Origin of the sequence: Pedobacter insulae, from assembly GCF_900113525.1 — a bacterium.
Lineage (GTDB): Bacteria > Bacteroidota > Bacteroidia > Sphingobacteriales > Sphingobacteriaceae > Pedobacter > Pedobacter insulae.
The window spans coordinates 1-13,285 of the sequence record NZ_FOPP01000007.1 but is presented as its reverse complement, the minus strand read 5'-3'; the positions used below and the strand labels follow the sequence as shown (position 1 = coordinate 13,285).

At 38.0% G+C, this 13,285-nt stretch carries 14 protein-coding genes; 5 read left to right on the top strand and 9 right to left on the bottom strand.

Annotation, left to right across the window (positions count from 1 at the left end):
* Positions 1 to 15 precede the first annotated feature (15 nt).
* Positions 16 to 585, bottom strand: coding sequence for a translation initiation factor IF-3 (gene infC, locus BM207_RS12445; protein ID WP_090994473.1), 570 nt, complete (start codon positions 583 to 585; stop codon positions 16 to 18).
* A gap of 185 nt (positions 586 to 770) precedes the next feature.
* On the opposite strand from infC, the gene BM207_RS12440 reads away from it, so the two are divergent.
* Complete coding sequence (locus tag BM207_RS12440; protein WP_090994471.1) at positions 771 to 1,478, top strand: PRC-barrel domain-containing protein; 708 nt, start codon at positions 771 to 773, stop codon at positions 1,476 to 1,478.
* Positions 1,479 to 1,489: 11 nt separating this feature from the next.
* On the opposite strand, the gene BM207_RS12435 is transcribed toward BM207_RS12440, so the two are convergent.
* The 3 genes from BM207_RS12435 to BM207_RS12425 form a co-directional block, all read right to left on the bottom strand.
* Positions 1,490 to 3,082 (bottom strand): serine hydrolase domain-containing protein, encoded by a 1,593-nt coding sequence (locus BM207_RS12435; RefSeq protein ID WP_090994469.1) that lies wholly within the window; start codon positions 3,080 to 3,082, stop codon positions 1,490 to 1,492.
* A 67-nt stretch (positions 3,083 to 3,149) separates the two neighbouring features.
* Positions 3,150 to 3,956: a helix-turn-helix domain-containing protein gene (locus BM207_RS12430; protein ID WP_090994468.1), complete on the bottom strand. Its 807-nt coding sequence runs from the start codon at positions 3,954 to 3,956 to the stop codon at positions 3,150 to 3,152.
* Between the two features lie 79 nt (positions 3,957 to 4,035).
* A complete protein-coding gene (locus tag BM207_RS12425) occupies positions 4,036 to 4,758 on the bottom strand; it encodes a DUF3667 domain-containing protein (protein WP_245768095.1) in 723 nt (240 codons plus the stop codon).
* A gap of 84 nt (positions 4,759 to 4,842) precedes the next feature.
* Here BM207_RS12425 and BM207_RS12420 point away from each other — a divergent pair, with 84 nt between their 5' ends.
* Positions 4,843 to 5,604 carry a response regulator transcription factor gene (locus BM207_RS12420; RefSeq protein WP_090994466.1) on the top strand — a complete coding sequence of 254 codons (762 nt, stop codon included), beginning with the start codon at positions 4,843 to 4,845 and terminating at the stop codon, positions 5,602 to 5,604.
* A 2-nt stretch (positions 5,605 to 5,606) separates the two neighbouring features.
* On the opposite strand, the gene cysM is transcribed toward BM207_RS12420, so the two are convergent.
* Entirely contained in the window at positions 5,607 to 6,479 is an 873-nt protein-coding gene (gene cysM / locus BM207_RS12415; protein WP_090994464.1) for a cysteine synthase CysM, read from the bottom strand.
* 8 nt (positions 6,480 to 6,487) lie between these two features.
* Positions 6,488 to 7,294 (bottom strand): serine O-acetyltransferase, encoded by an 807-nt coding sequence (locus BM207_RS12410; RefSeq protein WP_090994461.1) that lies wholly within the window; start codon positions 7,292 to 7,294, stop codon positions 6,488 to 6,490.
* A gap of 183 nt (positions 7,295 to 7,477) precedes the next feature.
* Between BM207_RS12410 and BM207_RS12405 the strand changes: the two genes are divergently transcribed.
* Genes BM207_RS12405 through BM207_RS12395 form a run of 3 tightly spaced genes read left to right on the top strand, consistent with a single transcriptional unit; the run spans position 7,478 to position 10,958 of the window.
* Positions 7,478 to 8,719 carry a TlpA family protein disulfide reductase gene (locus tag BM207_RS12405; protein ID WP_090994459.1) on the top strand — a complete coding sequence of 414 codons (1,242 nt, stop codon included), beginning with the start codon at positions 7,478 to 7,480 and terminating at the stop codon, positions 8,717 to 8,719.
* Between the two features lie 32 nt (positions 8,720 to 8,751).
* Positions 8,752 to 10,170, top strand: a complete 1,419-nt coding sequence (locus tag BM207_RS12400; RefSeq protein ID WP_090994457.1) for a sensor histidine kinase — start codon at positions 8,752 to 8,754, stop codon at positions 10,168 to 10,170.
* Positions 10,167 to 10,958: a LytR/AlgR family response regulator transcription factor gene (locus tag BM207_RS12395; protein WP_090994455.1), complete on the top strand. Its 792-nt coding sequence runs from the start codon at positions 10,167 to 10,169 to the stop codon at positions 10,956 to 10,958. The genes BM207_RS12400 and BM207_RS12395 overlap by 4 nt, the downstream gene beginning before the upstream one ends.
* On the opposite strand, the gene BM207_RS12390 is transcribed toward BM207_RS12395, so the two are convergent.
* The 3 genes from BM207_RS12390 to BM207_RS12380 form a co-directional block, all read right to left on the bottom strand.
* Entirely contained in the window at positions 10,915 to 11,613 is a 699-nt protein-coding gene (locus BM207_RS12390) for a DUF1826 domain-containing protein (protein ID WP_090994453.1), read from the bottom strand. The two genes, BM207_RS12395 and BM207_RS12390, sit on opposite strands and share 44 nt — an antisense overlap.
* Before the next feature lie 333 nt (positions 11,614 to 11,946).
* A complete protein-coding gene (locus BM207_RS12385) occupies positions 11,947 to 12,837 on the bottom strand; it encodes an IS3 family transposase (RefSeq protein WP_090992497.1) in 891 nt (296 codons plus the stop codon).
* Between the two features lie 29 nt (positions 12,838 to 12,866).
* A partial coding sequence (locus BM207_RS12380) for a transposase (protein WP_218155055.1) occupies positions 12,867 to 13,285 on the bottom strand: 419 nt, incomplete at its 5' end.

Genomic DNA, 13,285 nt, shown 5'->3' with positions numbered 1-13,285 from the left:
ATGAGATAAACTAAGCTATTTTTTAGTTGTTTTTGGCGCGAGTGTCAAAAACATACGCTTGCCTTCAAGCTTTGGAAGAAGTTCTACTTTTCCTATTTCTTCAAGCGCCTGCGCAAATTTAAGCAGCAAAATCTCCCCTCTGTCTTTGTAAACAATGGAGCGGCCCTTGAAATGTACAAATGCTCGTACTTTTTCGCCGCTTTCTAGAAATGAAGATGCATGCTTAAGCTTAAATTGAAAATCATGGTCGTCTGTATTCGGTCCAAACCGAATATCTTTTATCACTGTCTGTTTAGCGTTTGCTTTGATTTCCTTCTGCTTTTTTTTCTGCTCGTATAGAAATTTGCTGTAGTCGATAATCCTACATACTGGCGGAATTGCCTTTGGAGCTATCTCCACCAAATCGAGCGATTGTGTTTCGGCCAGTTCTATGGCCTTTGCTAGGGGATAAATTCCCGGTTCAATGTTCTCTCCAGATACACGCACCTCACTGGAAGTTATGAAATGGTTAATTTTATGTTCTGGTTCTTTTTTCTTGAAGGGCATACGTAATCCCCTGTTAAATCCTGCTTTTTTTAATGCCAAATTCGTAAAATTTTAGTGTAACAAAATGCACCTTTTAGTCGGCGCTTGCCATAAGATAGTCTTTTCTACCCTAAACTGAGCAATAAAGTTGTTTTGATGACATTACGCTTAGATATCCAGAGAGAATTTTAACTATTTACAACAATCCTCTTTCGGTTTTGTTGTTTAGGTAAACTACAGGAATTATGTTACTACATGCAAAAGAACTTCTTGGATTCTCCATAGCTGCTTTAGATGGAGAAATAGGTTCCGTGAAGGATATTTATTTCGACGACCATTCCTGGGTTGTGAGGTACCTCGTAATAGAAACCGGGAACTGGCTTTTTAAGCGCAAGGTACTAATTTCGCCGGCAGCTATTAGCGCTATTAAAGATACCTCAAGTAGCGTTTTAAGCATTAAGCTTACCAAACAACAAATTAAAAATAGTCCTCCTATAGACATGGACAAACCCGTATCACGTCAACAAGAATCAAGTCTATTTGACCATTATTCCTGGCCTTCGATTGGTGGAGCCGGTATGGGCTGGCCAACAACAGGAATGGTAAAGGGTGCGTCAGCTTTGGTTAGCAGTGCAGAACCTAAACAAGAATTTGATCCACATTTGCGAAGTTTCCATCAAATTGCGAAATACGAAGTCCACAACCAACAGGGCCGCGTAGGACTTGTAAAGAATATAGGCATCGACATATCCAACTGGTCTGTTTCCTATTTACTAATAGATGATGTGTTCACTTCCGCTAAAGAGAGCGTGGTGATTACCCCTAACAATATCCTTTCTATCGATTGGCCTACGTCGAAGTTAAAAATTGCTAATAGTCAGGAAGATTTAAAGAAGGCCCCCATTATGAATGCGGAAGGATTCTTCTCAAATGACAGTGAGGGGAAAATTTAATATAAAATAAATCATAAAATTGCGGGCAGTAGGTACTTTTCTACAATCTCATCAGCTTGAAGATGTGCGAATGCCTTGCCATATGCTGACGCAGTTATAACTATCACAATGGGCAGATTTTTAAATATATAGATCTTGTTACCGCCATTTCCACTGCTATAATAAACTTCGTGCGATTTATCAGCTACCTTAAAAGTCTTACTCCAAAAAAGAAGTCCGTAAAACCCGGCTTTATCAGCCGGCAGAACTTGTATTGGCGACAGACTTTTTTCTACCCAAGACTTTTTAACCAACCGCTCGCCATTAAATATACCCCCATTTGAATAAAGCTGACCATACTTTGCAAAATCTAGTGCACGTAACCGAAGCCCTCCACCACCAAAAGGCTTGCCTTGTGGGGTTCGTGCCCATTCAAATTTAGCAATACCCAAAGGCGTAAACAATTTTCTATTGGCATATAACTCTACACCACCCGGTATATTTTTATCGAGCACATCCATTACTAAATTGGTACCCGCCGTAAAATAGGTCCAACCTGCCCCATTTCTCCTATTTGGATCCATTGGTAAATCAAGCGTAAATTTTGTATAATCAGTCGTAGGGTACATATTTTCTTCATTTCCGGGAGAGATTTCGACTTCATCATCACCATCAAATGCGGCACTCATGCTCAATAAATCTACAAGTCTTACACTATCCTTCTTCGTACTATAGTTAGCGTATTTTTGAAGCGAATAAAATTCCTTTAGCATCTGGTTTTCAGACTTAATAAATCCATCGTCAATTGCCATCCCAGTAAGGGTGGAGGTGATAGATTTAGTAACTGACCTTGGATCGTGGAATGTTTCCCTTTTTTCCCCGTTATAATACTGTTCTAAAAGTAATTCCCCATTCTTCAGCACCACTATACCGTTAATCATGCGATAGGTCTGTTCAGCGATCCTGGTATTCAGCCTAACAATCAACTCTTTGTTCAGCTTCGCTTTGGAAAGTTTAAAACCACTTCCTTCAGCTATCAGCTGGGGTTTCATTTTCAACGGATCTACTATCTTAGGAATCCTTGTGATATTGATTTGTGTTTTTGCCAGCCTTCCACTGTATTTAACTTCGTTTTGCTTAACATACGCACTGATTTCTATTTCCAGCACTTTTGGCTCTCTACCCAAGAGAGACATCCCAGCATTTGCCATGAAACGATCCCAGAGGTTGATGCTCCATAAGCCCGACCTGTTTGAGCTGATTAACACAATATCCAATGGACGATTAGTAACCTTATCTTGTGGCAAGATAGCGCCTGGCCCCAGATTTTCGGTATAAGCTTTTTTCCCATCTATATAAAAATCAAAACTATAATTACCAATAGCTAAAAGTTCTTCGGTTTTTATGTGTGGAGCTAACTTAGCAAGTTCAGTCTGAAGAGAAACATCGGGTGATAATAACAAATACAGGTCCTTATCTGAACCGATATTATAAGAAAAGGCAAGAGGTTTATTTACACTGTCTCTTAGCGGTCTGAAATCAAAAAAAGCCATTTTCTGTGCATGGGATTGCAGCTTAAAAAGTGTTAGTGAAAAAAGAAGGGTTATTGTACAAAATTTTCGCATTATGAATTTGTTTTATGCAAAGGTAAAGCAGCATGATCGCACAAAATAGAACAAGATTAACATCTAGCTACGAATTAATAAGTCGTTTAAAAAATGATGGGGTATTTCCGCTAAATTCCTTGAAACACCTTATCATATGACTTTGATCTGCAAATCCACAGCGGTGGGCAATAGTACTAAGAGAATTTTCCCTTATCGAGAATTCGGAAAATGCTCTTTCAACTTTTAACAGCCGGACATATTCGGCAATTGAACAGCAGTAGTACTTGGTAAACGATCTCGATAAATGGACAGGATGTACACCAATTTCTGAGGCCATTTCCCGAAGTCCTGGAGGACTGAGATACATGTCTTGTAACAGCTCGCCTGCTTTATCAACCCAAGGAGGTCTGGACCTTGATTCAGCTTGGCTTTTAAAAAATGGATCAACTGCTTCGATTACCAAATTTTGAATCCCAAGTATTGTCAGATTATCGGCTACCTGACTTTCCTTTAGAAGTCTATAAAACAAGATTTTAGTTTTAGGGCAAGTCACTTCATAGCTCCCCTCATTAATATCCGCATTAGGATATATTTCCCTAATCCAACGGTTTTCAATTTCAAGATGCATCCCTTTGGTTTCTCCAGGTGGTTTGATATTATAATGGGATTCCTGAGCATTGTGAAATAACAAGCTTCCTGCCGAGAGGTGAAGTTTGTCTTTTTTATTGCCTTCGATTACTCTTCCTTTGAGCATAAAAGTGAAATACACATTTTCATGGTAGTGCCAGTCCACATACTCGTGGGTATAGGCGGTATTCGTTAAAATCAGTCCACCTGTTTCCAGTGTTTGATTTGTTACGCCGAAGAACTCTCCCGAACCCAATTTTTCCATACCTCATTTAGAATCATCAATGCGGGAGTTGTTACAGGTTATAATTAAAGTCAGTATAAAAAGAGACGAAAGTTTCAACTTATAATGCATCAATAAAAAGCCCCAGCATTATTGCTAACGTAAGGAAGGTAATCATTCCCAATAAATAACAAATTAGTGCTTTCAAATAGCTTGCTACACTGCTTTTATCAAAAAACTGTCCTGTTCCCCAAATGCAATAAGCAACACTGAATATTCCAGAAATCTGCATTAAATTTACTTGCAATAATCCTTCCAGTAGCGCAAATAAAGAAATAACCAGCATGGAAATTCCCAAAATGAAACATTGCAGAATTAATACTTCAAAAAAATTGTAGTCATACTTTTTGTAAAACACCTTTATCCATGCAGAAATAAAAACTCCCATAAGGATGTTCGCATAGCCGTAATGATTTTGAATCCAAGAAAAAATTGAACCTAAAGCTGTATGTTTCTCTTCCTTAAAATCTACATATCCCTGTTCTATATGAAACACGTTATTAATGATTGTGTACATTAAAGAGCTAAGTACGAGAAAAAGAATTGGCTTAACCAGTCTGCTTCTATTCTCTTTTAAAAATTCTTTAACATTCTTGCCCGGAGCAATTAATAGCTCTTTGATGGTGTAGGGAATGCCTTTTTCAAAGTGCAAAATATGTTGAATTTCATGTAGCACATAGTGCTGGTCTATTCTCTTAAGCTGCGTTGGTTGACCACAACTGCTACAAAAATTACCATTTACTGTATTTTTACAGCTTGAGCATTTCATGGTGGTATTAGGCATGTATTTAAAAATTTATACAAAAATCTCTATAAAATTATTTTCAAAGCCTACACATTAGTGTAGTTTTGTTAGCTAGAACAGGATATGAAAGATAAGATTGACTCAAGTCTGCTTAGCAAAAATATTGTAAGAGAAGTACCGGAAGAAGATCGGGTTCAACAGACTCACTATCTCGAAGCTGTAAAAGCGTTTTCGCAATTAACCTACGAGAGCATTTATGTGATCGATTACGAAAAAATGGCTTTTGAATATGTTTCAGACAATCCATTGTTCTTATGCGGACATTCGGCTGCAGAAGTACTCAACTTAGGGTATCAATTTTACTTTCAACATGTTCCAGAGCAGGACTTAAAACTCTTGGATCAGATAAATGAAGCAGGTTTTGATTTTTTTAAGAACCTGCCCGCTAGTGACAAAAGACAATATAGTATCACTTACGATTTTCATTTAGTTAATAAGGATGGCAGAAAGATTTTGATAAATCATAAACTAACCCCACTCTTTTTAACAAGTGATGGAAGAATGTGGAAGGCGATCTGTATCGTTTCTATTTCGCATCATAAGAATGCCGGCCATGTTGTTATCTATAAACAAGGTTCTGAACAAAAATGGGAGTTAAGTTTAGGAACCAGCATTTGGCATAAGTCTATAAAACCACAACTTACAAAAAGAGAAATAGAGATCTTGCGTTTACATGCCCAGGGACTTACCATTAATCAAATAGCTGAGAAAATATTTGTAGCTACCGATACCGTTAAATACTATAGAAGGAGAATTTTTGAGCGCTTTGGTGTTAGCAATATGGTAGAAGCACTTTCCTATGCGGTTAGCAGTAAACAAATTTAATACTACCCAAAAAGTTCGCTGCTCAAATACCTATCGCCTCTATCACAAGTGATAAAAACAATTGTTCCCTGATCAATTTCATTTGCAAGCTTAACCGCCGCCGCACAGGCGCCACCAGAACTCATTCCTGCAAAAATACCCTCTTCTTTCGCCAGTTTACGGGCCATTTGCACCGCTTCCTCTTCCGCAATATCCATTACTCGATCTACTCTTTCTGCCTCGAAAATCTCAGGCAGATATGCCGGCGGCCATCTACGTATTCCCGGAATAGACGATCCTTCTGTAGGCTGGCATCCTATAATTTCAATAGCGGAGTTTTTTTCTTTAAAAAATCTCGAACAGCCCATTATTGTACCAGTGGTACCCATTGCGCTCACAAAATGAGTAATTTTTTCTGCCGTATCTCTCCATATCTCTGGACCAGTGGTCTTGTAATGGGCCATATAATTATCACTGTTTGCAAACTGATTAAGAAGGAAGTAACCAGATTGTGCACCTTTTTCTAAGGCATAGTCGCGGCAAACCTCAATGCTTTCCAGCAAAGTTACCTTAGCACCATAGGCCTCCATGGTTACTTTCCTTTCTCGCGTAGAATTAGCAGGCATCACCAATTCAATTTCTAAATTATAAAGCCCGGAGATCATCGCCAAAGCTATTCCAGTATTTCCACTGGTAGCTTCCACTAATTTTGTTCCAGGTTTAATTTCACCCCGTTCCATTGCGCTACGAATCATATTTAAGGATGTTCTATCCTTAACACTACCCCCTGGATTGTTCCCTTCCAATTTGGCGAATATTCTAACATTTGGATTGGGATTCAATTTTTGAAGTTCTGCCATTGGAGTATTTCCAATTAATTCGATTAGGCTTGCCATATTTGAATTTAGTTAAGTTCGTTGATATTTCTAATAGTAATAACCGGAGAATGATACACCGTCGCATAAGGGAGAATACTTTCTGTGAGCCATACATTTCCACCTACTATACTATCATGACCTATAATTGTTTCTCCCCCTAATATAGTTGCACCCGCATAGATAACCACTCCATCTTCCACCGTCGGATGCCGTTTTTTCCCTGCTAAATCCTTGTTAACACTTAATGCGCCTAACGTAACCCCCTGATAAATTTTTACATGGCGACCAATTTTGGTAGTTTCACCAATTACTACTCCTGTTCCATGATCTATATGAAAATATTCTCCGATTGTTGCACCTGGATGAATGTCTATTCCTGTTCTACTATGTGCATGTTCTGTCAAAATCCGGGGAATTAACGGTACATTTTGCTGGTGAAGTAAATGGGCAATCCGATAAAAACATATGGCATAAAAACCCGGATAAGTACGGATAATTTCCAATCTTGAAATAGCCGCTGGATCGCCATCATAGGTTGCAGCAATATCTGTATCAAGGATATGATATAATGCTTGAAGTCCATCGAAAAAATCTTCAGCGATTTGATCGGAGTTGATGGTTTGGCTGCTGGCACGAAGCAGGTTGACCAATTCTAACTTGAGCTGCTCTCCTTGTTCCTGTACGGCATTCAGTTCTTCAAAATTGCTGTTCCTACTTTCTGGGTACAATAGGTTAATAAGCCTGATTGCCCATTCTGATATGAAATCATTTGCCGGAAGCCTAACTGCTTTTACTTGTTTATCAAATAGATACTTAAAGAAATCGTCGTCCATGTATGTTTGTTTTTGCAATGATCTTGCGAATAAACTACTATAAAGGTAGTCTTTGTATTCAATAATATAAAAACTAGTTTAAATTAAGCACACTACACCAAATTCACAGGCATAAGGTAGCTGCTCACATTTGCATAATTATTCCTGGTACAAGCTGGTTAATTTTGCCTTCAAATAATCTTTATGAAAATCGTCACATTAATATTCAACATCATCTTTTGCATTGTTTTGCAGACGAATGCACAACAAACAGAGGCTTTAAATAAACGCATTCAGTTAATGCATGCAGAAAAAAATCCTCAAAAAAACATCCATACGATGTATAACATCATCAAAGTTTTCAAATTAGATACAGGTAAGAATGTGGAAGAGATAGATCTGTTAAAGGGAAACGTCGCCTTATCATTCCTCAATGCCGGTAACTATACTCATTTCGAAGCTTATATCCGAAAAATCAAAAACAAGTTCAACCAAACTTCCTTCCTCAATATGGCCGTTTCCAACCTGATAAAAATCGAGGCTTTTAATTATGCGGCAGTTCTGGCAAAAAAAACGATTGAGTTATATGAATCCTATAAAGATGACCCATCTGCTAAACCGAATAACTTCGCCCTCGAAGATTGGAACAGATTTATGAAAATGGCAGCTTACCCTTATTACGAGAGCTACGCAACCGTACTCCATCAAAAAGGCCAATACAAAAAAGCATTATTCTATGAAGAAAAGGCCTTACTTGGAAATGAAAATCTCCTGCAATCATCTATTGAACTTTATAGTGCTTTATTGGTAGCTGATGGACAAACTGATAAGGCGTATGATCTACTCTTAAAAACGGTAGCCATGGGAAAGGCGAGTATAAAAATGACTACCCTCTTTAAGAAACTGGCTTTACAAAAATTAGGTAGTGATGGGAAAGTAACTGTATTTCTGGATTCGCTACAGCGCACCATAAAGCAACAGTATGCACTAGAAGTCGCACAAAAGATGATTAGCAACAAAGTTGCCCCTGTTTTTAAGCTGTTAGATTTGAATGAAAAAACAGTGTCTCTTGACAGTTTTAAGGGAAAAATAGTGGTACTCGATTTTTGGGCCACATGGTGTGCTCCCTGCGTTGCTTCTATGCCGGCAATGAAAGAAATTAGTGGTCGACACCCAGAAGTAGTTTTCTTATATATAGCCACACAGGAAACAGGAATAGCCCCAACTACAAAAGTGAGAAATTACGTAGATACAAATAAATTTCCGCTTAACGTGTTACTGGATGCATCATCTACGACGGCCTCGGCTTATTTAATAAAAGGTATTCCTACGAAGGTGGTGATAGATAGGAAAGGTAAAATAAGGTTTGTAACTGAGGGCTATTTATCCGACTCAGAACTAATTAATGAGCTTGAAACAATGATTAATCTTGCCAAAGCGCAATAATTTTTATATTAATATTATATTAGCCTTCCATCATGAGTTCAAATTCGACAAAACCTGTTACAGCTATAATACGGTGTGTTTACATGCTATTATTTTTTAGCATTTCAACTGGTTACGCTCAGCACTCAACGTCCTACTTTGAATTTGAAGCTAAAGGCGTTTCGGGCAGCCAAATTACAACTTTCACAAAGGGCAAAACCGAAAATGTTTTTACCACAGGGGGGTATGTAAACATTTACCCTACAGATGCCTTTAAAAGAACGGGCGACCTAAATTTCCATGCATATTATCATGACAAAAAGGAGGGAAAAAACTTTAACGGAAGCCTGTACCTCTTACCCGGAAAAGAATATTTTATTGATGTATTTGAACAGTCCACCCAAAAACTAGTTAAACGATATATCCTTCGCCGACCAATACTTTTTCCTAAAATCAAATTTTACGATCATAACCATCATTTTTATACCTCAAAAACGGATGGGATTGAAAATGAATTAAATTTATCGCCCGGCGAAAAAATCAGGCTCGACATAGTTCAGCCTATGGATTTCAATGACATGGAGGTCGAGCTTTCCCTTCGTAACCTAAAAACCAAGCGTATCCAAAGAGGAAGTAGCAAATACAACTTCAAAAACTTAAAGTTTGAAGCAAATACAGCATATGAACTTCGTTTTAACTATGTTGCTCAGAAAGAAAGTGTGTGCACTATTTACGTCAAGGTAAAACCGTATTGGTATCAATCGCCCATTACTTATGTGATATTTTTAATCCTGCTCACAGCCATTGGGATCTTAATGCTCACCATAACACTTAAAAAGAAAATAAGATCTACCCAAAACGAGCAGCAGAAATTGGAACAGGCGGCAACTCGCTTACAATCGTTACTCAATCCTCATTTTACTTTTAACGCTTTAAGTACTGTCCAGGGTTTGATGAATACAGAACGAATAGATGAGGCCAATCAATATCTTCAGGAATTTAGTTCGCTATTAAGACAAACATTGACTAAAAGTAAGCAGCTTTACACTACGCTTGACCAAGAATTGGAAATGATGAGGCTCTATATGAAGATTGAAGCTTTCCGTTTTAATTTCTCGTGGGAGATAACCGTTAGCGAAGCCTTGAACCCTGCAGAGCTCGAAATACCTACCTTATTATTACAGCCGCTGATAGAAAATGCGATTAAGCATGGTTTGGCTAAAATGGGAGATCAGGGTAAATTGCAGATTGTTTGTGCGCCAGGACAAAAAAAGAATAGTTTTGTAATTGCCGTAAATGATAACGGTACTTGGGTAAACAAACACAAGACAGGTTATGGACTCTCTTTAACTGAAGAGAGAATTGCTACCGTCAACAAAATTAAAAATGGTCAAAAAATTATGCTCCATTTCGAGAAACAAATTGGTACAAGTGCTATTTTAACGTTTTATAACTGGATCGACAAACAATGATTACTGCTATACTAGTTGACGACGAGCCTATCAATAACAGCAATTTAAATGCATTGCTGTCCAAGCATTGCAAAGAAATTAAGGTAATTGATACCGCCACTAGTGTTGATGAAGCAAGGTCGCAAATTTTAGCATTAAAACCTGATGTAGTATTTTTAGACATCGAAATGCCAGATAAAAATGGCTTTGATTTGCTCAAATCCTTTCAAAATCCAGACTTTGCCGTTGTATTTGTCACCGCCTATGATTCTTATGGAATTGCCGCTGTTAAATTTTCAGCGCTCGATTATCTCTTAAAACCTATTAACATTGAAGAGCTTAAAAATACAGTCAAAAAAATAAAGCAATCTCTAGTTGCGAAAAAACAGCACTTAAAATTAGACAATCTGCTACATTTATTAGCGCATCCACAACCATATGAAGACCAGAAAATAGCCTTGGCTACTCAAAAGGAAACGCATTTGGTACCGATTAATGAAATCGTTCGCTGCGAATCATCCAACAATTACACTACTTTCTTTTTAACCAATGGTATAGCGCACGTAATTTCTAAGCCATTGTATGAATATGATGAGATGCTATCACCTTATGGGTTTATCAGGTGCCATCAATCCCACTTGGTAAACAAAACATATGTTTTGAGTATTTTAAATGAAGATTCAGGCTATTTAATGATGAGTTTCACCTCGAAAAAAATCCCCATTGCAAAGCAAAGAAAAGCACAGGTTAAAGAGTCGTTGATTGTCAACAAATCAAAAGCAGGCGATATTCACCGTCATTTTCTTTAGGTGCCCGATGAACACATGGTAAAACACTTTGTTCGGGATGATCGACTGCCAATTTCCACAGATGACCTACTCCTAGATTTAAAGGATTAGCATGGGGTGTAGGCTGATAATGCAGATCGAAGAAATATTCTTTCAAAAAGTCTTCAAATCCTGGTTCCGAACCCTTATACAAATCCCAAAGCTTTTGCCGAACTTCAGGAATTAAAACTTTCTGTTCAACCTGGTTGTTAGGTAAAATTTCGCTTGCAGCCCCGTAATAGGTACATAAAAAGGTATCGGCAGCAATGGGTGAGCGATCTACGTGATAAGAATATACATCAGTGGAAATGAAATCAAATTCTTCATCGCGTTCGTAACTTTTAAGTAAATTAAGGGAAGGTGATGCGCCAAAATCCTCCAATAATTTCAGGTCGTTTAAGACAATATTTCTGGCTATGCTACCTTCCTGAGATAAATGCAAGGCCAAAAGCGTTTTTGCTGAAATGTCTGTAACATTTTCTTTTAATTGAAGTTTGGCAACCACTTCTTGGAAATCTCCAACAAGCGTTCTGTGCCAGCAAATGGCGTTTATGGCTCCCACAAATTTTGTTGTTACAAGTTCTTCAAATGTTGAAACCAATCCAATTTGGTTGTTATCGGTAAATTTGTTGTGCATATTTGTAATCTTGCAATTTAACCAATTAATTTAAAAGAGAAGATTACAAAGCATTATGAAAATAGACCTGTCAACAATACCAACTGTCCGGCTAGCGGGAAGCCAACCGATTTTAGCATAAACGATTACAAAAGGCCTTTGATATGCTCTTCAAAACTGTCTGTAAAACAACGCTTAATATTTAACTACTAATTAAATAAAAAAGCAAAAATTATATTAGCGAGAAAGCGTTAAAAAAAGAAAAAATATTGAACTTTCGCGTGTCTTCTACTAATATAGGTTTACAGTTGGTCTGATACGGGTTTCCCTTTACAGTTTTGGAAGGGTTAATAATTATAAAGTTAATAGTTTTTTATTAGTTCTTTTATACTTTTTCCTACAGTTCTTCCACCGCTTGATTAACGGTTCCTTAGTTGTATGCGCTACAGTTGGTGTGAGGTAATTACAGCTCATGTGGGGTCGAAGATGATTATAGGATTCAATACTCTTGGTTACTTCCAACATTGCCTGGGTTCTGGATTGAAATACCCTATTAAGCTTGAACTCTGTTTTAAGAATCCCATTTATTCTTTCGGCTATGGGGTTTTCGTATGCTTCTCCGTTTTCGGTCATACTAATGGAAATATCATTATTTCGAAGCAATGATGTGTAATCATAGCTGCAGTATTGCACACCCCTGTCGGAGTGATGGATCAGCGGAGCCTCCGAGTTTCGATCTTTAAGGGCCATTTTCAGCGCATTCACCGATCCTTGGGCATTCAGATAAGAATGAAGGCAATAGCCCATGATTTTTCTTGAATAGGCATCGGTAATCAGCGAAAGGTAATTGAAATCGTAACCTATGCAAATATAAGTGATGTCAGAGACCCATAACTGGTTACTACGGACTATCTCCATCTCCTTTATCAAATTGGGATATCGTCTAAACCAATGATTGGACTGGGTTGTCCTGGGGCTTCTTCTTTTTCTATCTATCAAAAGCTTGTGTTTCCCCAAAATGGTATAAAGCTTATCTCTTCCAATTTTTATCCCATGGCTCTGAAAGGGCGTATAAAGGCACTTATAGAGCTTATGACCTCCCAATCCCGGGAGCTCCCTGCGAACCTGATGGACCATCTCAATGACGATTTCTTCCTGCTCCTCCTGCCGGGAGTAATGCCTGAGATGATCATAATATGCTTGTCGGCTCTTACCAAACAGTCTACAAAGTGGCCCGACGCCCATCCTTGTAATGCGTTTCTCCTTGATCAGCTTTACTGTTTGGTACCACCCTTTTTTCTAATGGGAACTTTGTGCGCCTTTTCAGCATGGTCAATCATAGAGTTCAGACCGTAGATAAGTACATTGGCCTTCTCCAATGCCTTCTCCAGATCCTTTATCCGATTCTTCAGCTCAGCGGCATCTTTAGTCTTTGGCTTTTCCATAGGAGCTAAAGTTACGGCTCCTTTCTCTAATTTCTTCTTGTACAAATTAATCCAGTTGGTGAGGATGTAGGTATTTGCCACACCGTACTTTTTAGCTACTTCTTCTTTTGAATAGTTCTGGTAAACAACCAGCTCTACCAATTTTTCCTTAAGTTCTTCAGGATAATCAAATCTTGCAATTGCTTCTTCTTTCATTGACAGTGAATGGTGTATCCAAAAAAACTGTAAAGCTATAGACGGATAAGACA

What these genes read in the sequence shown, in the direction of transcription:
- BM207_RS12440 (WP_090994471.1), top strand. Translation starts at nt 771, where the DNA reads ATGTTACTACATGCAAAAGAACTTCTTGGATTCTCCATAGCTGCTTTA.
- BM207_RS12435 (WP_090994469.1), bottom strand. Translation starts at nt 3,082, where the DNA reads ATGCGAAAATTTTGTACAATAACCCTTCTTTTTTCACTAACACTTTTT.
- BM207_RS12430 (WP_090994468.1), bottom strand. Translation starts at nt 3,956, where the DNA reads ATGGAAAAATTGGGTTCGGGAGAGTTCTTCGGCGTAACAAATCAAACA.
- BM207_RS12425 (WP_245768095.1), bottom strand. Translation starts at nt 4,758, where the DNA reads ATGCCTAATACCACCATGAAATGCTCAAGCTGTAAAAATACAGTAAAT.
- BM207_RS12420 (WP_090994466.1), top strand. Translation starts at nt 4,843, where the DNA reads ATGAAAGATAAGATTGACTCAAGTCTGCTTAGCAAAAATATTGTAAGA.
- cysM (WP_090994464.1), bottom strand. Translation starts at nt 6,479, where the DNA reads ATGGCAAGCCTAATCGAATTAATTGGAAATACTCCAATGGCAGAACTT.
- BM207_RS12410 (WP_090994461.1), bottom strand. Translation starts at nt 7,294, where the DNA reads ATGGACGACGATTTCTTTAAGTATCTATTTGATAAACAAGTAAAAGCA.
- BM207_RS12405 (WP_090994459.1), top strand. Translation starts at nt 7,478, where the DNA reads ATGAAAATCGTCACATTAATATTCAACATCATCTTTTGCATTGTTTTG.
- BM207_RS12400 (WP_090994457.1), top strand. Translation starts at nt 8,752, where the DNA reads ATGAGTTCAAATTCGACAAAACCTGTTACAGCTATAATACGGTGTGTT.
- BM207_RS12395 (WP_090994455.1), top strand. Translation starts at nt 10,167, where the DNA reads ATGATTACTGCTATACTAGTTGACGACGAGCCTATCAATAACAGCAAT.
- BM207_RS12390 (WP_090994453.1), bottom strand. Translation starts at nt 11,613, where the DNA reads ATGCACAACAAATTTACCGATAACAACCAAATTGGATTGGTTTCAACA.
- BM207_RS12385 (WP_090992497.1), bottom strand. Translation starts at nt 12,837, where the DNA reads ATGGGCGTCGGGCCACTTTGTAGACTGTTTGGTAAGAGCCGACAAGCA.